Genomic DNA, 19,894 nt, shown 5'->3' on the forward strand with positions numbered 1-19,894 from the left:
TGCAGCCTCCTCATCCCACTGGCAATGCCAGATCGAGCCCTGCAATGACCGACACTTCGCAGCACGCGTTATGGAATGGCCCGGCCGGTGAGGCCTGGGTGGAGGCGCAGCGCATCCTCGATCAGATGTTCGCACCGCTCGCCACCCACCTGCTGGAGGCGATCCCGCCGGGCGACGATCTGCACGTGCTGGACGTGGGCTGCGGGACCGGCGCGGTGGCACTGGCCATCGCCGGGCAACTGGGCCCGCAGGGGCGTGTCACCGGGGTCGACATCTCCGCCCCGATGATCGCCTTGGCGCGTGAGCGCGCGCAGCGAGCCGGGCTGGCAGTGGACTTCATCGTCGCCGACGCGCAGCAGCATGCGTTCGCACCCGGGAGTCTTGACCGGATCGTGTCGCGCTTCGGCGTGATGTTCTTCGATGACCCGGTGCAGGCCTTCGGCCAGTTGCAGCGCGCCGCCAAACGCGGCGGCGAGCTGCAGGCGCTGGCCTGGCGCAGGCCGGACGAGAACGCGTTCATGACCACCGCCGAGCGCGCCGCGGCACCCTGGCTGCAGGTGCCACCTCGCTCGCCCGGGGCACCGGGTCAGTTCGCGTTTGCCGATCAGGCCCGGGTCGAGCAGATCCTGAGCGACGGCGGCTGGGAGGATATCGAGGTGCTGCCGCTGGACGTGGTCTGCCGGATCGACCGGGCGGACCTGGCCACGTATGTCGCGTTGCTGGGGCCGGTCGGAAGCGCGCTGAGGGCGCCGGATCTTGATGGAGCAACCCGCACACAGGTGCTGGAGGCGGTCATGGCGGCGTTCGCCCCCTTCATCGAAGGCGATGCAGTGACCTTCACCGCAGCCTGCTGGGAGGTGCGGGCGCGGGCGTGGTGAGCCGTTACGGAGGGGCACCGGCCCACGGCCGGCACCCCGGGCGTCATGGCAGCCGCATGCGCAGCTTCTCCACGATCGCCTGCTCGCTCATCGCGTAACCGTACACATCCTGCAGTTGCCCGTCGGCACCGAGCAGGAACCACGATGCCGTGTGCTCGAAGGTGGCCATATCGCCTTCGCCGACCCGGCGATAGCTCACGCCCAGGCTCTCGGCGATGGCACGGGTGCCCGCCTCGTCGCCGGCCAGGCCCAGGAACGTCGTATCGAAGGCAGACAGGTAGTCGCGCAGATGCGCCGGGGTATCACGCTGCGGATCCACCGTGACAAAGGCGACCTGCAGGTCATCGGCGGCGGGCCCGAGCAACCGCTTGATCTGCACCGCCTTGACCAGGCTCAGCGGACACACTTCCGGGCAATGGGTGAAGCCGAAGAACAGCAGCGTCGGTTTGCCCTGCAGATCCCGTATCGCGAGCGTGCGCCCGTCGCTGCTCTCCAGCTTGACCGCCCCGAGTGCCGCCTGGCCCATCACCGGTGCCTGGCCGTCGGCGCAGCCGGCCAGCAGTGCCACCGCCACGATGTTTGACGCCAACCAGCGCTTCACTTGGTCCCTCCATGCGCGATCAGGCCATCGCGCACGCTGAAGTCCACCACCTGGTCTGCGCTGCGGGCAAACGTGAGCGTCACCCGGACCACCTGCCCCACCGACAGCGGCCGTTTCGGGGTAAGCAGCATCAGGTGATACCCGCCCGGCTCCAGCGCGACCGTGCGGCCTTCCGGCAGGGCCAGCCCGTCAGGCAGCGCCTGCATGCGCATCACCTCACCGTCCATGCGCATGGCATGGACCTGCACCTCGGCGAAGGCTGAAGAGGTGGCCGACAACAGGCGGTCGACGCCACCACCGTTATGCAGTTGCACGTAGCCGGCCGCCACGTTCGCGGCCGGCGGTGGCAGACGGATCCACGGGTCGCTGACCGACACCGTTGCCGCGGTGCGGGTCTGCGGCGCCGCGGCCACCACCGGCATCACGGGAGCGGACAGGACCAGCGCGATCAGCATGGCACCGCAGCGTGACCAGCTCATGGTGCGGCCGACATCTGCATCGGCATCATGTTGAGGTTGGCGTTGTGCATCACCCACAGCGAGCCGGCCACCACGATGGCGATCAGGAACGCGGTGCACAGGAAGATGCCGGTGTTCTCACGCTGGCTGCGCCCTGCCCCGATATGCAGGAAAAGCACCAGCTGCGCGACCAGCTGCACCACGCACAGCACCACGATGGCGGTCAGCCGCAGCGGCTGCGGCACCAGATCGGTCATGACCACGCCGAACGAGGCACCGGTGAGCACCAGGCACAGCAGCAGGCCGAGGATGTAGCCCTTCAGGGTGGCGTGGCCGCTCATACAAACTCCCTCAGGTAGACGAAGGTGAACACACAGATCCAGATCAGATCCAGGAAGTGCCAGAACAGGCTCAGGCAGGCCAGGCGGCGACGCACGATGCCGTCCAGGCCGAACGTCAGCACCTGGTGGATCATGATCGCCAGCCACAGCAGGCCGAAGGTGACGTGCAGGCCGTGGGTGGCCACCAGCGTGAAGTACGCCGAGAGGTAGGCACTCACATCCGGGGTGGCGCCTTCATGGATCAGCTCGGCGAACTCATACAGCTCCATGCCGATGAAGACCGCACCGAGCACACCGGTCACGGCCAGCCAGCCCACCACCTGGTTGCGCTTGCCGGCCTGCATGCCGAGCATCGCCAGGCCGAAGGTGAAGCTGCTGAGCAGCAGCACCACCGTTTCGGAGAGCACGAAGCCAAGCTTGAACAGTTCCTTGCCACTGGGGCCATCGGCCGTCCCGTTGAGCAGCACGCCAAAGGTGGCGAACAGCACCGCGAAGATCAGGCAGTCGCCCATCAGGTACATCCAGAACCCGACGACGGTCTTGTTGCCGTCGTCGTGGTGCTCATGGGCGTGGTCGTGATGACCGGCCGCGAGCTGCCCGTGCTGCGTGGCAGCGGTCAGGGTATCGCCGCTCATGCCTTGGCTCCTTCCATCTGCGCGAAGTGCGCGTCTTCGATGCGCTTCACCTCGGCGGCGGGCACGTAGTAGTCCACATCACGGTCATACGAGCGCAGCACGAAGGTCGCGATCACACCGATCAGGCCAATGCCGGCCAGCACCCACATGTGCCAGACCAGGGCGAAGCACAGCACCAGGCTGAACACCGAGATCACCACACCCGACGCGGTATTGCGCGGCATGTGGATGTCTTCGTAGGTGTCCTGGCGCTGCCAGGCCCGGCCGTGCTGCTTGTCGTCCCAATGCTGCTCCAGCGAGGTGATCGCCGGCAGCGTGGCGAAGTTGTAGAACGGCGGCGGCGAGGACGTGGCCCACTCCAGGCTGCGCGCATTCCACGGGTCGCCGGTGAGATCCATGTTGGCCTTGCGGTCACGCACGCTGACGTAGAACTGGATGAACATCGCGGCGATACCGGCGGCGATCACCAGCGCACCGATGGCGGCCACGATCAGCCACGGCTGGTAGCCCTCCACGCCGTAGTGGTTCATGCGGCGGGTCATGCCCTTGAAGCCCAGCACGTACAGCGGCATGAAGGCCAGATAGAAGCCGACCAGCCAGCACCAGAAAGAGATCTTGCCCCAGCGCTCGTTGAGGGTGAAGCCAAACGCCTTCGGGAACCAGAAGCTGATGCCGGCCAGGCAGCCGAACACCACGCCGCCGATGATCACGTTATGGAAGTGCGCGATCAGGAACAGGCTGTTGTGCAGCACGAAATCCGCCCCCGGGATCGCCAGCATCACGCCGGTCATGCCGCCCAGCGCGAAGGTGACCATGAAGCCGATCGTCCACAACGTTGAGGAGTGGTAGCGGATCCGGCCGCGGTACATGGTGAACAGCCAGTTGAACAGCTTCACCCCGGTGGGGATCGAGATGATGGAGGTCATGATGCCGAAGAAGGCATTGACGTTCGCACCCGAGCCCATGGTGAAGAAGTGGTGCAGCCACACGAAGAACGACAGGATGCCGATCGACGAAGTTGCATAGACCATCGAGCGGTAGCCGAACAGCGGCTTGCCCGAGAACGTGGCGATGATCTCGGAGAACGCACCGAAGCACGGCAGGATCAGCACGTAGACTTCCGGGTGGCCCCAGATCCAGATCAGGTTGACGTACATCATGGCGTTGCCGCCGGCGTCATTGGTGAAGAAATGCATCCCGAAATAGCGATCCATAGTCAGCAGCGCCAGGGTCGCGGTCAGCACCGGGAAGATCGCCACGATCAGGATGTTGGTGATCAATGCGGTCCAGGTGAACACCGGCATCTTCATCAGGTCCATGCCCGGCGCACGCATCTTGAGGATGGTGACGATGAAGTTCAGGCCGGTCAGCGTGGTGCCGATGCCGGAGACCTGCAATGACCAGATGTAGTAGTCCACGCCCACCGTGGGGCTGTACTCGATGCCGGACAGCGGCGGATACGCCACCCAGCCGGTCGCGGCGAAATCACCGACGAACATCGACAGCATCACCAGCACCGCACCCACCGCCGACAGCCAGAAGCTGAGCGAGTTGACGAACGGGAATGCCACGTCGCGCGCGCCGATCTGCAGCGGCACCACGATGTTCATCAGGCCCACGATGAGCGGCGTGGCCACGAAGAAGATCATGATCACGCCGTGCGCGGTGAAGATCTGGTCGTAGTGCTCCGGCGGCAGGTAGCCGGCGCTGTCATTGGCGGCGATGGCCTGCTGGGCACGCATCATCAGCGCATCGGCGAAGCCACGCACCAGCATGACCAGGGCCAGGATGATGTACATCACGCCGATCTTCTTGTGGTCCACCGAGGTGATCCACTCGGTCCAGATATAGCCCCACTTCTTGTAATACGTGATGGCCGCGATGATCGCCGCCCCCAGCAGCAGCGAGCCCGCCAGCGCCGACATGATGATCGGGTCGTGGTAGGGAATCGCTTCGAGGTTCAACTTTCCAAGCACAATCAGTTCTCCGCGGTACGGCTGGCAGGTGCGGCCAGGCTCACGAGTTGGGTTTTCGCGCCGGGCGCTTCACCGGGCAGGCAGATTTCGTCGTCGGGCATGCCGCCATACCGGCGCAGGATGCTGTCGAACAGACCGGTGTCCACGCTGGCGAAACGCTGCATCGGCGCCCCATGGGTGGGCTTCTCCAGTTCGGCCAGGCGTGCCTGGCCCAGGTGCTGGGCGGTGCCGCGCGACTGCGCCAGCCACTGTTCGAAGTCCGCCTCGGTCATCACCCGCGCATCGAACTTCATGTCCGAGAAGCCCGCGCCGCTGTACGCCGAGGACATGCCGGCATAGGTGCCGGGCGTGTGCCCGATCAGATGCAGGCGGCTCTGCATGGCCGGCATGGTGTAGACCATGCTGCCCAGCTGCGGCACGAAAAAGGCGTTCATCATCGACTCGGAGGTCAGCTTGAACGCGACCGGCGTATCGACCGGCATCACCAGTTCGTTGACCGTGGCCACGTTGTGGTCCGGATAGATGAACAACCACTTCCAGTTGAGCGAGACCACTTCCACGCGCAGCGGCGCCTTGTCCGATTCGATCGGGCGGTACGGGTCCAGTGCGTGGGTACTCTTCCAGATCAACACGCCGAGTACGACCACGATCAGGCACGGAATCGTCCACACCACCACTTCGATCGCGGTGGAATGCGACCAGGTCGGTGCGTACGTGGCCTCCTTGTTCGACTCGCGGTAGTGCCACGCGAAGTACAGCGTGAGGATGATCACCGGGATCACCACCAGCAGCATCAAGCCGGTGCAGACCAGGATCAGCTGCATTTCCTGCTCGGCGATGCTACCCATGGGGTTGAACAGCTCCAGGTTCCTGCAGCCTGTGAGCAGCGGCAGCAGCGCTGCCAGGCCGAACCAGCGTCCGGCGCGGGCTCGACCGGCCAGCGTGGCGCGGCGAGCGGAATGTGTAGCGGGGTTCATGCGTGACGGCCCTTCCAACGCAGTGCCGGGCCGGGCGGCCCGGATCATGAAAAGTGGCGAACACCCCCCTGCATGACCGATATGCATGGGGGGTGCCCGCCGCAGCCGCGTACGTTAGGCAACGACATGATCCATACATGATGCGACACACTGTCGCAGCCGCTCTGCCCGGCGCGCGTACCATGCGCGCATGGAATGGAGCTCCCTCATCGCCGATGGCCACGGGCCGGTCTACCTGCGCATCGTGCAGGCGCTGGAACGTGCGGTCTGGTCGGGTGCGCTGCGCCCCGGCCAGCGCCTGCCTGCACAGCGCGCGCTGGCCACCGAGCTCGGTGTCGATCTCACCACGGTGACCCGCGCCTTCAACGAGGCGCGCACGCGCGGGTTGATCGATGCACGCGGACCGCTGGGGTCGTTCGTGGCGCCGCCCAAGGTGGAACTGGCGCAGCTGGTGGACCTGAGCATGAACCTGCCGCCCAGCCCCGGCGGCGGGCAGGTCGCGGACATGCTGCGGCGTGGCCTGTCCTCGGTGCTGACCCGCAGCGATGCGGGCAACCTGATGACGTATCACATCGGCGGCGGCAGCCGCGCGGATCAACTGGCGGCGCAGCAGTGGCTCAAGCCGATGCTCGGCAAGGTGGAGGCCGAGGCGCTGGTGGTCACGGAAGGCGCGCAGGCCGCACTGTCAGCCCTGTTGCTGGCGCTGACCAACGCCGGTGACACGATTCTGTGCGAGCCGCTGGTCTACCCGGGCCTGCTGCATGCCGCGCGGGTGCTGCAGCGTCGCCTGCAGGTGGTCGAGTGCGATGCGCATGGCATGCGCCCGGATGCACTCGCGCGTGCCGCGAGGAAACACAGCGCGCGGGTGGTCTATCTCAACCCGACCGCACAGAACCCGACGGGCCACACGCTGCCGCAGGAACGCCGCGAAGCGCTGGCCGAGGTGGTGCGCGCGCAGAATCTGCGATTGATCGAAGACGACCCTTACTGGCTGCTGGAGAACGAGGCCCCTGCCCCGCTTGCGCTGCTGGCGCCGCAGCACACCTGCTACATCTCCACGCTGTCCAAATGCCTGAGCCCGGGCCTGCACACCGGCTTTGTACAGCTGCCCGATGGCGTCTCGCGCCAAGGCGTGCTGGATGCCTTGCGCGCGGTCAACCTGATGGCGCCGCCGCTGATGAACGCACTGGTGACGCAACTGATCCTGGATGGCTCCGCGCAGGCGATGCTGAAACTGGTGCAGGACGAAGCCGCCGAGCGCCGCTATCTGGCGCACTCGGCGTTGTCGCCACGGTTCCTGCAGCATTGTGCGGGCGTGCACGCCTGGTGCCGTCTTCCTGCGCACTGGACCGATGCCAGCCTGACCCACGCCGCACGGCTGCAGGGCCTGGGCATCGCACCGTCATCGGCGTTCACGCCGGAGGGCGTGGCGATCAACGATGCGGTGCGGATTTCATTGGGTGCCGCCGCCAACCGGCAGGAACTGCACCGGGCGCTGCGCCAGCTGGATCAGCTGATGCATGTGGCGGCGACAGAAAACACCGGCTGGACGGTCTGACGCCAGCCTTCCGGCCCACTCAGCCCGAAACGGCTTTGGCCTGCTTCCACACGGCCTCAAACTGGCTGGCGGTGATCGCGTCATCCGAATCCAGATCCAGCCACGACAGCGGCTGATCGGACAGCGGAAAACGTTCATCGGCCTGCCCGGTTTTGTCGGCCCAGACCAGCACGCTGCGGTAGCTCTCCACCTGCCGCACGATCACATCGCCCTGCGCCTCGAGGTAGATCGTGCCGTTGCCGATCTCGGATTCTGCGGGGTGCTTGTAGTGTTTGCGGGGCGTGCTCATGGCGGGGCGATATCTGGCAAGGAAAATGGGGCCGGGGAATATACCGTGATCTGCCCCCTCCCCGTCGGCAATCGCCGCCCGGGGACGGGGTAGTGCCGGCCGCTGGCCGGCTTCCCGTAACCCACGCAAGGAGACACTAGACGACCGGTCTAATCAGGCGTACAGTGGCGTCCATGAACTCCCCCACCGCCAGCTCCCCGGTTCGCGACACCATCCTGACCACCGGCCAGCGGATCATGAGCGCCAAGGGCTTTTCCGCGGTCGGCCTCAACGAGGTCCTCGCTGCGGCCGGCGTGCCCAAGGGTTCGTTCTACCACTACTTCGCCTCGAAGGAAGCCTTCGGCGAGGCGATGCTGGAGGACTACTTCACCGCCTATCTCGCTGATATGGACCGTATCTTCCGCCAGCCCGGGCAGACCAAGGCCGCGCAGCTGGAGGCCTACTTCCGCGCCTGGCAGGACAGCCAGTCCTTCGAGGACTGCCAGGGCAAGTGCCTGGCCGTGAAGCTCGGTGCGGAAGTCGCCGACCTGTCCGGGTCCATGCGCGCCGCCCTTCAACGTGGCACTACGGGAATCACCGATCGTCTGGCGCGTGCCCTGGCAGCGGGCGTCGCCGACGGCTCAGTGACGATCCAGGACCCGCCCGATGCTGTCGCGCGCAACCTGTATCAGCTGTGGCTCGGGACCAGCATCATGGTCAAGATCGCCCGCAGCACGCGCCCGTTCGACGACGCCGTGGCGTTGACCGCCCGCCTTCTGCATACCGCCCCCTGACAAGGGGATGTCTCGTACACGCCCGCATCGGCGTGTTTTTCTCGGCCCCATCACTAGACGACCAGTCTAATCAAGCATCCACAGGAGCATCACCCATGAAAGTCCTCATCGTTCTGACCTCGCACGACGAACTCGGCACCACCGGCAAGAAGACCGGTTTCTGGCTCGAAGAGCTGGCCGCGCCCTACTACACCTTCAAGGATGCCGGCGCGGAGATCGTGCTGGCCTCGCCCAAGGGTGGGCAGCCGCCGCTGGATCCCAAGAGCAACGAGCCGGACTTCAAGACCGACGCGACCCGTCGCTTTGAAGCCGACGCCGATGCCAACGCACAGCTGGCCAACACCGTCCGCCTGGACAGCGTCTCACAGGCCGACTTCGACACCGTGTTCTATCCCGGCGGCCATGGCCCGCTGTGGGACCTTGCCGAAGACGCCCACTCCATTTCGCTGATCGAGGCGTTCATCGCCGCCGGCAAGCCGGTCGCGCTGGTCTGCCATGCCCCGGGCGTGCTGCGTGACGTCAAGACTGCCGAGGGTGCGCCGCTGGTGCAGGGCAAGAACGTCACTGGCTTCACCAACACGGAAGAAGAAGGCGTGGGCCTCACCGACGTGGTGCCCTTCCTGGTCGAAGACATGCTCAAGGCCGCAGGCGGAACGTACTCCAAGGGTCCGGACTGGGGTTCCTATGTGGTTACCGATGGCCTGCTGATCACCGGCCAGAACCCCGCTTCGTCTGAAGAGGCGGCCCAGGTCCTGCTGAAGCAGCTGGGCTGAAATAACAGGGACGGAGGTAGTTATTAATTACCTCCGTCCCCGTTAAGAGATTACTGAGCGCCGTCGCGGGTGACCCGCCAGATGGTGTTGGAGAGGTCATCGGCGACGATCAGCGCACCACGCGGGTCGACCGTGACGCCTACCGGGCGGCCGCGGGTCTTGCCGTCTTCGCCGAAGAAGCCGCTCACGAAATCGATCGGCTCGCCGGCCGGGCGGCCATTGCTGAAGGGCACGAACACGACTTTGTAGCCGACCGGGGGATTGCGGTTCCAGCTGCCGTGCTCGCCCACAAACACGCCATCGGCAAACTGCGCACCCATCACCTCGGACGAGAAGGCCACGCCCAGTGCGGCCACATGCGAGCCCAGTGCGTAATCCGGGGCGATCGCCGAGGCGACCTTCTCCGGGTTCTGCGGCATCACGCGGCGATCCACATTCTTGCCCCAGTAGCTGTAAGGCCAGCCATAGAAGCCGCCCTCCTTCACCGAGGTGAGGTAATCGGGCACGAGGTTCGGGCCGATCTCATCGCGTTCATTGACCACGGCCCACAGCGTGCCGGTGCCCGGCTGGATCGCCAGCGCGGTGGGATTACGGATACCGGTGGCGTAATCCTTGTGCGCACCGGTCGCCACATCGATCTGCCAGATCCGCGCGCGATCGATCTCCACCGCCATGCCGCGCTCGGTGATGTTGCTGTTGGAACCGATACCCACGTACAGATAGCGGCCATCGGCGCTGGCGGTCATCGCCTTGGTCCAGTGGTGGTTGATGGCCGACGGCAGGTCGGTCAGCTTGACCGGCGCCGCGCTCGCCTTGGTCTGCCCTTCCTGATAATCGAAGCGCACCACTGCGTCCTGGTTGGCCACGTAGATCGCATTGCCGATCAGCGCCAGACCATAGGGCGCGTTGAGCTTGTCGGCAAACACCGTCTTCAGTTCGTAGGTGCCGTCGCCATCAGCGTCGCGCAGCAGCGTCAGGCGGTTGCCACTCTTGACCGAGGTATTGCCCTTGGCCTTGATCTTGCCGGCAATGACATCCTTCGGCTTGAGCGCGGGCGCGCTGCCGCCGCGACCTTCGGCCACCAGGATGTCGCCATTGGGCAGCATGAGGGTCTGCCGCGGGATGTTCAGATCGGTGGCGATCGCCGAAATGCGGTAGCCCTTGGGCACCGTGGGAAGCGTATCGCCCCACTGCGCCGGCTTGGCGATGGTCATGTCCGGCATCAGCCCGCGATGCGGCTTGGGCATCTCCGGGCTGCCACCATATTGATCAAGCTGGGGCGCCTTGCCACTGCAGGCCGCCAGGGCGACCGCCAGCGCGGACAGCGAGAGGATCCGGAGCGTGGTCTGGCGGCTCATCGCACACCTCCCACGCGCAGGCTGGACAGTCCCACCCAGGTGGCGATCAGCGCCAGCACGGTCAGGATCACCGAGAGCACCAGGCCCGCCGGCATCACCGCCCACGCGTCGCGCGCATGGTGGAGGCAGTTGATGAAGCCCACGCCCCAGGTCACCGCCAGAATCACGACATACGCCAGGTTGCGGCTGCGGCGGACCAGGCCGACGATCCCGCACAGCAAGGCGAGCGTTGTCATCACCATCGCGCCGATCAGCAGCCAGGAGGCAAAGTTCGCCCACTGGATCTCGTACGTGCTCCAGTACGCGTAGTCGGCCAGCAGCGCCGCCAGGAACAACGGCAGCACCCCGCCCAATACAGCGGCGTGGAAGGGATGGATGACCCACGATCGGGTCAGGACAACGGTCGAAGCCATGGTGGTCTCCTGGTGAGGGGCGAATCTCTCCCGATCCTGCCATCCCCTGTGTGATGGGGATGCCCATGACTCACCGATCAGAAAGGTCCCAGTACGGCGGCGACCCGATCGCCTCGGTGAGGAAGGCCGACACCTCGCGGACCTTGCGTGAGCGCAGTCTGTTTTCCGGCGAGAGCAGCTGCAGATACACCCGTTCGGATTGCGGGGAGAACTCCCAGTCTCCAAGCAGCGTGACCATGCTGCCACTGTGCAGCGTTTCTGCGTTGAACAGCCAGGTGGGGAACAGCACCACGCCACGCCCGGCAATGGCCGCCGCCAGCAGCGCTTCGGCATTGTTGCTGCGCAGGGGGCCGGTCACGTTCACCGCTTTGAACGGCACCTCCGGCGAGGAACGGAAATACCACTTCTGGATGCCGAGCTGCCCTTTGTAGACCAGGCATTGATGCTGCAGCAGATCCTCCGGCACCACCGGCGTGCCGTGCGCGGCAAGATAGGCCGGGCTGGCGGCGAGGATGTTGCGGTGGGGCGCGATGACCTTGCCGATCAGGCCCGAATCCATCAGAAGCCCGACGCGGATGATGATATCCACGCCTTCCTGGACGGGATCGATCAGCGTGTCGGTCAGGGTCAGCTCGACGATCAACTCGGGATATTTCGCCTGCAACGTATTGACGATGTGTGCGATGTGCAGCCGCCCCAGTGACTCTGGGGCGTTGATGCGGATCAGGCCCCGCAGCTCGGCATCGCGGCCTTCCAACTGCCCGACCGCGTCATCGAGCAGGTCCACAGCGTCTCGCACCTGCTGATGGAACTGCTCGCCCGCTTCGGTCAACCGGACCGCCCGGGTGCTTCGGTAGAACAGCTGGTGCCCCACGTCCTGTTCAAGCGCCGCGATGAAGCGCGACACCGATGAAGCTGGCACCCGGTACTGCCGCGCCGTGGCCAGGAAGCTGCCGGTGGCGGCGACGGTGAGGAAATAGCGGAGGGCTTTGAGCTGCATGGCGGGCACCTTGGGAGCTGATTGCTGTTTCAGCAATAGTCATTTGCCGAATCGCCGCATTGTGGCCGATATCGCACGCCCATACGATGAAGTGAAGCGCATGGCGAACCCGCCACGCCCTCCCCCCTCGCCCCCTCAGGAACCTCCATGAGCTCCCTTTTCAATACGTTCGACCTCGCAGGCATCCCGCTGCGCAACCGCGTGGTCATGGCCCCGCTGACCCGTGCACGCGCCCCGCAGGATGCCGCTGATGAGCGAACCGCCCTGTATTACGCCCAGCGTGCCACCGCCGGCCTGATCGTCAGCGAAGGCACGCCCATTTCCCGCGAGGGCCAGGGCTACCTGTTCAATCCCGGCATCTTCACGGCCGAGCAGATCGCCGGCTGGCGCCTGACCACCGATTCGGTCCATGCGCTGGGCAGCCGGATGTTCGCGCAGATCTGGCATGTCGGTCGCGTCTCGCACCCCACCATCCAGGCCAACGATGCGCGCCCGGTCAGTGCCAGCTCGAAACTGCCGGTCGGCGCGCAGGCATTCGGCTACAACGAGCAGGGCCAACCGGCGCTGGTCGCCGCCCCGGCGCCGCGCCAGCTGGAGACCGATGAGATTCCGCGCATCGTGGCGGAGTTCGCGCAGGCGGCCGCCAATGCCATCGAGGCCGGCTTCGACGGCGTGGAAATCCACGGCGCCAACGGCTACCTGCACGAGCAGTTCATCAATCCGCAGGTGAATGACCGCACCGACCAGTACGGCCCGCAGTCGCTGGACAACCGCCTGCGCTTCACGCTGGAGGTGATCGACGCCGTGGTCGCGCGGGTCGGCGCCGCGCGTACGGCCATCCGGCTCTCGCCCTATGGCCAGTTGTTCGACATGCCGCACTACCCGGAAATCGACGCGACCTATACCGCACTGATCCAGGCGATCGGGCAGCGTGGCCTGGCCTACGTGCACCTCATGGACCAGTCCGGCTTCAAGGTCGGCCAGAAATCGGTCGATGGCGCTCGCGATTCGGGCTTCGGTGGTCTGTTGCGCACGTTGAAGCCGCACCTGCCCGGGACCGCCCTCATCCTTGCCGGCGGCATGACCCGTGAGCGGGCCGAGCAGCTGATCGATGCGGGCCTGATCGACCTGGCGGCCTTCGGCACCCCGTTCATCAGCAACCCGGATCTGGTGGCGCGCCTGCAGAACGGGTGGCCGCTGGCGCCCGCCGATCGGGACACGTTCTATGGGGGTGGTGCCACCGGGTATATCGATTACCCGGCGTACGCCCCGACCCACGCACAGGCAGCCTCCGAGGCCGCCTGACGGAGCGGGCACGCGAACGGGGGGACATTCGGTCCCCCCGTTGGTCGATCCTTCCATGCGATCACCGCAGCCGCTACTTGCCCGTCACTGCTTCCTGCAGCTTCTCCACGGCCTGGTCGGCGGTGAACGTGTTCGGCTTCTGGATCTTGGGGAACTCAACGAAGGTCTCGTTGAATTTGGTGAGCAGCGCGATCGCCCCGTACACGATGTAGACGTGGTTGATGTACCAGTCCCAATAGGTATTGGAGGTCACATCCGCGAATTCGTACGGATCGGTGCGCAGGTTGTAGATCTTGGGAATGCGCATGACCGTGAACGGTTCGCCCCACAGCTGCATGGTGCCCTTGCAGCGCTGCTCGATGAACGTCACCTTCCAGTTGTCGTAGCGGATGCCGAGCATGTCGCCATCATCGGAGATGTAGACGAACAGCTTGCGCGGCGACTTTTCCTCCTTGCCGGTGAGATACGGCAGCAGGCTGACCCCGTCGATGTGGTTCTTGTAGGTGCGCCCGATCGCCTTGACCCCTTTCTTGAGGTCGTTGACCACGCCCTTGTTGCCCGCCAGTTCCAGGAAGGTCGGCAGCCAGTCATGGTGCTGGACGATCTCGTTGGACACCGAACCCGGCTTGATCTTGCCCGGGTAACGCACCACCAGCGGAATGCGGAACGCGCCTTCCCAGTTGGTGTCCTTCTCACTGCGGAACGGCGTCATGCCGCCATCCGGCCACGAATTGCGGTGCGGCCCGTTGTCGGTGGAGTACACCACCAGGGTGTCTTCGGCGATGCCCAGTTCGTCAAGATAATCGAGCAGCGAGCCGACGTTCTTGTCGTGGTCGATCATGGTGTCGTGGTACGGCGACTGCCAGCGCCCCGCCTGCCCCAGACTTTCCTTCTTGGTATGCGTGATCAGGTGCATGTGGGTGAAGTTGACCCAGACGAAGAACGGCTGGTCATCGTCGTTCGCCTTCTTGATGAAGCCCTTGGCGCGGTCGGCGAAGTCGTCATCGCAGGTCAGCATGCGCTTGCGGTCCAGCGGGCCGGTGTCTTCGATCTTCTGCTTGCCCACCTTGCCCCAGCGCTTCTGGTCGGTGCTGTCATCTTTGTCGGTGGCGAAACTGTGGATCACCCCGCGCGGCTTGATGGTCTCGATGAAATCGCCGAACTCGTCCTTGGGGAAGTAGTCGTACATCTCCGGCTCTTCTTCGGCATTGAGGTGGTAGAGGTTGCCGTAGAACTCATCGAACCCATGGTTGGTGGGCAGCATGTGGTTCAGATCGCCAAGATGGTTCTTGCCGAATTGCCCGGTGGTATAGCCCTCGTTCTTCAGCAGCGCGGCGATGGTGACGATCTTCTCGTTCATGCCGACCGGCGCGCCCGGAATGCCCACCTTCGACAGACCGGTACGCAGCACGCTCTGCCCGGTGATGAAGGAGGACCGGCCGGCGGTACAGGACTGCTCACCGTACGAGTCGGTGAACATCATGCCCTCATTGGCCAGCCGGTCGATGTTCGGGGTCTGGTAGCCCATCAACCCGCGCGAGTAGCAGCTCAGGTTGGAGATGCCGATGTCGTCTCCCCAGATGACGAGGATGTTGGGCTTCTTTGCGGATGAACCGGGCTTCTTCTTTGCGGATGAGCTGGCCATGCACTTCTCCGACGACGGTGGTGCTCAATAGTCGGTGTGGGTCGCGATGGCGGCCAGCGTGTTTCTACTTAGATCGCATCAGTAAGTCTTCGCCTCTCCCTGCTCATCCTTCCCAGCTGATGCCTTTGGGCGCGCTGGAGAACCCGGCGGCCCGCAGTGCGTCCATCGTTCCATCGCGCCGCGCCGGCGCATCGTTGATCAGCTCCACCGTGAACGAGATCCGCCGCCCCCGCCGCAGTGCACCGACCAGCGCCTGCGCCGCGGCAGCCGTCGTGCCGACCAGGGACACATCGTCCGCATCGAAGAACGTCAGCAGCTGGCGCCCCCCCTGGGCCAGGTACATCAACAGACGCCCACCGCCGATCACCACCACGGCGCCGGCACGTCGCACCGGCCGGACCGCCGAGCCGTGCACCGGCCAGGGCACCACGGTACCGAACGGGTTGGCCGGGTCCACTGCGGACAGCCCGATCGCCACCTCGCCAGCACCGGGCCGCAGGGCATCGGCGACGCCACGCAGTCGATCCACGATCAGGCGATCGGCGAACTGGGCCCCGCCCAGCCCGTCCACGAAGCGCCCGCGCAGCACCCGGCCCGCATCCTCCATGCCGCGATACACCTGTTGCAGCGCCGGGAAGCCGCCGGCGATCCCTTCGGCCATCGCGGCCCCGCGGGTCACGATGCCGTACCGGTCCAGCAGCCCCTCGGCCAGCGCCACCGCGCGCGCCGTGTCACTGATCGCCTCACGCTGCAACAGCGACCAACGCCCGGCCAGCGCGGGGGCCGCAAAGCTGGCGATCACGCCCGGCGCGCCGTCGGCCAAGGGCGTGTCGTGCATCGGGATGCCACGGACGCGTCGACCGCGCCGCGAGGCGCGCGCGACCCGCGGCCGTGGCGTGCGGGCCCCGGCCATGCCGCGCAGCGGCGCCCACAGATCCGTGGTCAGGTGCCCCGACCAGGCCAGGCCCCACAAGGCGTCGTGCAGCTGCGCGGCGGTGATCTCCATGGGCGGGTTGCCGGCCCGCGCCCCGTGCGTGCCCACCGCGGTGGCCAGCTGGCGCGCGAAGTACGCCCCCCCGTCGGCCAGCACCTGCAGCAGCGCGTCCTGCAGCGGCGACAGCGCGGTTGCCAGCGCAAGCGCGGGCAGCGTTTCTGCCGCGAATTCCTGCAGGTGCAGCGAGACCAGGCCATCCTCCTCGCCAAGCCGCCCGTGCCCGGCCCACACCACGGTGCCCGTAGCGAGCAGCTCATCGAGCATCGCCGGCGCGTAATCCACCACGCGCGCAGGCAGGATCTGCTGTTCCCACACCGACGCCGGCAGCGCCACACCCGCCAGCAGGTCCACCACGCGCAGCACGCCGTCGATGCCCTCCAGCGCACCCGGCCCGCGGTGAGTGATGCCACGTGCAGCCTGTTCGGCATCGGCCAGCAGCCCATGCCGCTCCAGCAACAGCAGGGCATAGGCGTCGCGCGTGACCGGCCGGGTCGCCTCGCGTGCCGCCTGCAGCGAGCGCACCCGCAGCCGACGGAACACCGCCTCGCCCACCCATTCGTGACGGGCCAGCGGCGCCGGCTCGGCGGCCTCACCGAGGGCCTCGGCGTCGCGACGCGCCACACCGAAACGACCCTTGAGCAGCCTGCCCTGCGTCTCCAGCTGCGTGAGTGCCGCATCGGCCACGGCAACGCCCACTCCGAACGCGGCCGCCACCTCGGCCGTGGTGAACGGCGCATGGGTACGCGCATACCGGCCCAGCAGCTCGCCCAGCGGGTCCGATGAGGACTGCAGGAAGATCTCGGGGATGCCGCGCGGAAGGGTGACCCCCAGCGCATCGCGAAGGCGTGCGGCATCTTCGATGGCCGCCCAGTGCATGCGGCCGGCGATCTGGACCTGGATCGCACGCCGCTCGGCGGCGAGATCGTGCAGATGCCCGGCAGGATCGTCATCGACCCGCCGCAGCGCCATCGCTTCATCGGTGAGCGGGCCCAGTTCGCGCAGCAGATCGGCCGCCCCTTCCTTGCCGCGCGCACGGCGGTCGGGCGCCAGGCGCTGCAGCTCGCTGCCCACCTGCTCCACCACGGCCGCATCCAGCAGTTCGCCCAGATCGACCTGGCCGAGCAGATCGCCCAACAGGCCGCTGTCCAGTGACAGCACCGACGCGCGGCGCTCGGCCAGCGGCACATCGGTGCCGTACATGAACTCGGCGACATAGCCGAACAGCAGGTTCGCCGCGAACGGCGACGGCACCTCGGTGGTGACATCGGCGATCGCCACGCGGCCGTCGGTGAGCCGCTGCATCAGCACGCCCAGCGCATCGAGATCGTAGACGTCCTGCAGGCATTCACGTGCGGTCTCGATCAGGATCGGGAACCCGGGGTAGCCCTGCGCGATGGCCAGCAGTTCACCGGCGCGCAGGCGCTGCTGCCACAGCGGCGAGCGGCGACCCGGCGTGCGCCGCGGCAGCAACAGCGCGCGTGCAGCACATTCGCGGAAGCGCGCGGCGAACAGGGCCGAGCCGCCCACGGCGCGCGTGACGTCGCTGCGCAGCCGCTCGGGCTCGAACAGGAACAGCTCCGCGCCCGGCAGGCGCCCCTCCGCGTCGGGCAGCCGCGCGATGATGCCGTCGTCGCTGGCGACCACCGCCGGATCCACACCCCAGCGTTCGCGGATGCGCGCGGCCACCGCCAGTGCCCACGGATCGTGTACGCGCCGCCCATAGGGGGAATGCAACATCAGCCGCCAGTCACCAGCCTCATCGCGGCAGCGCTCCAGCACCAGCGTGCGATCGGTGGGCAGCACGCCGGTGGCCTCGCGCTGTTCGGCCAGCAGGCCGGCGATGTTGGTGATCGCGTTGTCCGCCAATCCGCAGGCCTGCAGCCGCTCGCGCAGCCCGGCCGGCATGCCCGCTTCCGCGACACCGGCATCCAGCGCACCGATGAAGGCACCCACCGCCTCGCCCAGTTCGGCCGGGCGGCCGACGCCCTCACCGCGCCAGAACGGCAAGCGCGCCGAACGCCCCGGTGCGGGAGTCACCACGACCTGATCATGGGTGATCTGCTCGATCCGCCACGAGGTGGCGCCCAAGGTGATCACATCGTTGACCCGTGATTCGTGGACCATCTCCTCATCGAGCTCGCCGACCCGGCGCGACCCGGCACGCTCCTCGCCTTCCGGAAGCACCACACCGAACATGCCGCGGTCCGGGATGGTGCCACCGCTGGTGACCGCCAGCTGTTTCGCGCCCGGCCGCGCGCTCAGCGCACCGGTGTCGCGGTTCCAGACCAGCCGCGGGCGGAAGCCGGCGAAATCATCGGAGGGATAACGCCCGGCCAGCATGTCCAGGGTGGCATCGAACGCGCTGCGCGGCAGCGAACGGTACGGCGCGGCACGGCGTACGCGCGCATACCAGGCGTCCACGTCCAGTGTCTCCATCGCCGCGGCGGCCACTGTCTGCTGGGCCAGTACGTCCAGCGGGTTGCGCGGCGGATCGATCGCTTCGATCTGACCGGCCAGCATGCGCTCCACCGCCACGGACGCATCGATCAGGTCGCGCCGCGTGCGTGGGTAGACCAGGCCGGTGGAGATGCCCCCGACCTGATGGCTGGCCCGCCCCACCCGCTGCAGCGCGCTGGCGACCGAAGGCGGCGCGGCGACCTGGATCACCAGATCGACCAGCCCCATGTCGATGCCCAGCTCCAGGCTGGAGGTGGCCACGACACAGCGCAACTCGCCGGACTTGAGCGCCTGTTCGATCTCACGGCGCTGTTCCTTGGAGACCGAACCATGGTGCGACCGGGCGATCAGCGCGTCCGCTCCAGCGGCCCGCCCGGCGGTGCCGCCGTTGAACGACCCGTAGTGCTCGGGGGCAGCCGCCGCTATCGATGCAAGCGCCGGGAGCTGGCCACGGGCGACACGGTCGGCATGCAGTTCATTCAACCGGGCAGTCAGCTTTTCGGCCACGCCCCGCGAGTTGGCGAACACGATCGTCGAACGTCGCGCCAGCACCTGGTCCAGGATGCTGGCCTCCACATGCGGCCAGATCGAGCCGACCCGGCCGGCGGACGCGGGTGCATCGGCGGTCGCGGGATGCGGCGGAATGTCGGCCATGTCCTCGACCGGCACCACGATCCGGACCTCCAGCGCCCGCTGCGACGGTGGATGGACCACGCTGACCGGACGGTCGCCGCCGAGGAACCGCGCGACCTCCTCCACCGGGCGCACCGTGGCCGAGAGCCCGATGCGCTGCGCGGGCACCTGCAGCAGCGCATCCAGCCGTTCCAGACTCAACGCCAGATGGGTGCCGCGCTTGCTGCCGGCCACCGCATGGATTTCATCGATGATGACGGTATGCACCTCGCGCAACGTCTCGCGCGCCTGCGAGGTCAGCATCAGGAACAGCGATTCGGGCGTGGTGATCAGGATGTCGGGCGGACGCCGCAGCAGCCGCGCCCGCTCCGCCGGGGTGGTGTCGCCGGTCCGGATCGCGACGGACAGGGTGACCGCCGGATCGCCGCGCCGCTCGCGTTCGGCACTCACCCCCTGCAGGGGCCTCTGCAGGTTGCGCTCGACATCGGCGCCGAGCGCCTTGATCGGCGAGAGATACAGCACACGGGTGCCGCGCTTGGTGGACGTGGCCGTCGCCGGCCGCCCACCGCCCTGCTGCTCACCGCTGCGGAACAGCTGGTCGATCGCGTGCAGGAACGCGGCCAGGGTCTTGCCCGAGCCGGTCGGCGCGATGACCAGGGTGTGCTGGCCGGCGCTGATCGCCGCCCAGGCATGGTCCTGCACTGGCGTGGGCGCAGCGAAGGCTGCCGTGAACCAATCGCGCGTGGCCGGAGTGAAGGTGGCCAGTGCGCCGGGGGCGGGGTCGTTCGAGGTGGGCATGGATCCGGATGTCGTGGGGCGCTCGCCCAGCG

At 66.8% G+C, this 19,894-nt stretch carries 17 protein-coding genes; 5 read left to right on the plus strand and 12 right to left on the minus strand.

Features of this window, described 5'->3' with window-relative positions; all coding sequences use genetic code 11:
- The first annotated feature begins 44 nt into the window (after nt 1-44).
- The gene (locus tag ACWV8V_RS06565; RefSeq protein ID WP_455899279.1) at nt 45-878 is read left to right on the plus strand and encodes a class I SAM-dependent methyltransferase; all 834 of its coding nucleotides are present in this window, start codon (nt 45-47) and stop codon (nt 876-878) included.
- A 43-nt stretch (nt 879-921) separates the two neighbouring features.
- Here ACWV8V_RS06565 and ACWV8V_RS06570 read toward each other — a convergent pair whose 3' ends face one another.
- Genes ACWV8V_RS06570 through cyoA form a run of 6 tightly spaced genes read right to left on the minus strand, consistent with a single transcriptional unit; the run spans nt 922 to nt 5,866 of the window.
- Nucleotides 922-1,479 carry an SCO family protein gene (locus ACWV8V_RS06570; RefSeq protein WP_455899280.1) on the minus strand — a complete coding sequence of 186 codons (558 nt, stop codon included), beginning with the start codon at nt 1,477-1,479 and terminating at the stop codon, nt 922-924.
- Complete coding sequence (locus tag ACWV8V_RS06575) at nt 1,476-1,958, minus strand: copper chaperone PCu(A)C (protein WP_455899281.1); 483 nt, start codon at nt 1,956-1,958, stop codon at nt 1,476-1,478. Before ACWV8V_RS06575 ends, ACWV8V_RS06570 begins: the two co-directional genes overlap by 4 nt.
- Nucleotides 1,955-2,278, minus strand: coding sequence for a cytochrome o ubiquinol oxidase subunit IV (cyoD, locus tag ACWV8V_RS06580; RefSeq protein WP_121036963.1), 324 nt, complete (start codon nt 2,276-2,278; stop codon nt 1,955-1,957). Before cyoD ends, ACWV8V_RS06575 begins: the two co-directional genes overlap by 4 nt.
- Entirely contained in the window at nt 2,275-2,913 is a 639-nt protein-coding gene (gene cyoC / locus ACWV8V_RS06585; RefSeq protein ID WP_259259895.1) for a cytochrome o ubiquinol oxidase subunit III, read from the minus strand. The genes cyoD and cyoC overlap by 4 nt, the downstream gene beginning before the upstream one ends.
- The gene (cyoB, locus tag ACWV8V_RS06590) at nt 2,910-4,889 is read right to left on the minus strand and encodes a cytochrome o ubiquinol oxidase subunit I (RefSeq protein WP_455899282.1); all 1,980 of its coding nucleotides are present in this window, start codon (nt 4,887-4,889) and stop codon (nt 2,910-2,912) included. The genes cyoC and cyoB overlap by 4 nt, the downstream gene beginning before the upstream one ends.
- 2 nt (nt 4,890-4,891) lie before the next feature.
- Nucleotides 4,892-5,866, minus strand: a complete 975-nt coding sequence (gene cyoA, locus ACWV8V_RS06595; RefSeq protein WP_259259891.1) for a ubiquinol oxidase subunit II — start codon at nt 5,864-5,866, stop codon at nt 4,892-4,894.
- A gap of 190 nt (nt 5,867-6,056) precedes the next feature.
- Here cyoA and ACWV8V_RS06600 point away from each other — a divergent pair, with 190 nt between their 5' ends.
- Entirely contained in the window at nt 6,057-7,424 is a 1,368-nt protein-coding gene (locus ACWV8V_RS06600) for an aminotransferase-like domain-containing protein (RefSeq protein ID WP_455899283.1), read from the plus strand.
- Nucleotides 7,425-7,443: 19 nt separating this feature from the next.
- Here ACWV8V_RS06600 and ACWV8V_RS06605 read toward each other — a convergent pair whose 3' ends face one another.
- On the minus strand, nt 7,444-7,713 hold the full coding sequence (locus ACWV8V_RS06605; RefSeq protein WP_121036968.1) for a hypothetical protein: 270 nt from the start codon (nt 7,711-7,713) through the stop codon (nt 7,444-7,446).
- Nucleotides 7,714-7,886: 173 nt separating this feature from the next.
- Here ACWV8V_RS06605 and ACWV8V_RS06610 point away from each other — a divergent pair, with 173 nt between their 5' ends.
- Together ACWV8V_RS06610 and ACWV8V_RS06615 are read left to right on the plus strand one after the other, a co-directional pair.
- A complete protein-coding gene (locus ACWV8V_RS06610) occupies nt 7,887-8,486 on the plus strand; it encodes a TetR/AcrR family transcriptional regulator (protein WP_455899284.1) in 600 nt (199 codons plus the stop codon).
- 95 nt (nt 8,487-8,581) lie between these two features.
- Nucleotides 8,582-9,259, plus strand: coding sequence for a type 1 glutamine amidotransferase domain-containing protein (locus ACWV8V_RS06615; protein ID WP_455899285.1), 678 nt, complete (start codon nt 8,582-8,584; stop codon nt 9,257-9,259).
- A gap of 50 nt (nt 9,260-9,309) precedes the next feature.
- On the opposite strand, the gene ACWV8V_RS06620 is transcribed toward ACWV8V_RS06615, so the two are convergent.
- The 3 genes from ACWV8V_RS06620 to ACWV8V_RS06630 form a co-directional block, all read right to left on the minus strand.
- Entirely contained in the window at nt 9,310-10,617 is a 1,308-nt protein-coding gene (locus tag ACWV8V_RS06620) for a PQQ-dependent sugar dehydrogenase (RefSeq protein WP_455899286.1), read from the minus strand.
- Entirely contained in the window at nt 10,614-11,030 is a 417-nt protein-coding gene (locus ACWV8V_RS06625; protein ID WP_123729422.1) for a DUF2231 domain-containing protein, read from the minus strand. Before ACWV8V_RS06625 ends, ACWV8V_RS06620 begins: the two co-directional genes overlap by 4 nt.
- Before the next feature lie 70 nt (nt 11,031-11,100).
- Nucleotides 11,101-12,030, minus strand: coding sequence for a LysR family transcriptional regulator (locus ACWV8V_RS06630; protein WP_455899287.1), 930 nt, complete (start codon nt 12,028-12,030; stop codon nt 11,101-11,103).
- 147 nt (nt 12,031-12,177) lie between these two features.
- Between ACWV8V_RS06630 and ACWV8V_RS06635 the strand changes: the two genes are divergently transcribed.
- A complete protein-coding gene (locus ACWV8V_RS06635; RefSeq protein WP_455899288.1) occupies nt 12,178-13,335 on the plus strand; it encodes an alkene reductase in 1,158 nt (385 codons plus the stop codon).
- 73 nt (nt 13,336-13,408) lie between these two features.
- Here ACWV8V_RS06635 and ACWV8V_RS06640 read toward each other — a convergent pair whose 3' ends face one another.
- The gene (locus ACWV8V_RS06640) at nt 13,409-14,980 is read right to left on the minus strand and encodes an arylsulfatase (protein WP_455899289.1); all 1,572 of its coding nucleotides are present in this window, start codon (nt 14,978-14,980) and stop codon (nt 13,409-13,411) included.
- Nucleotides 14,981-15,083: 103 nt separating this feature from the next.
- Nucleotides 15,084-19,862 carry an ATP-dependent helicase gene (locus ACWV8V_RS06645; protein ID WP_455899290.1) on the minus strand — a complete coding sequence of 1,593 codons (4,779 nt, stop codon included), beginning with the start codon at nt 19,860-19,862 and terminating at the stop codon, nt 15,084-15,086.
- Nucleotides 19,863-19,894 lie beyond the last annotated feature (32 nt).

This window comes from Stenotrophomonas sp. Ker107b (assembly GCF_053847245.1).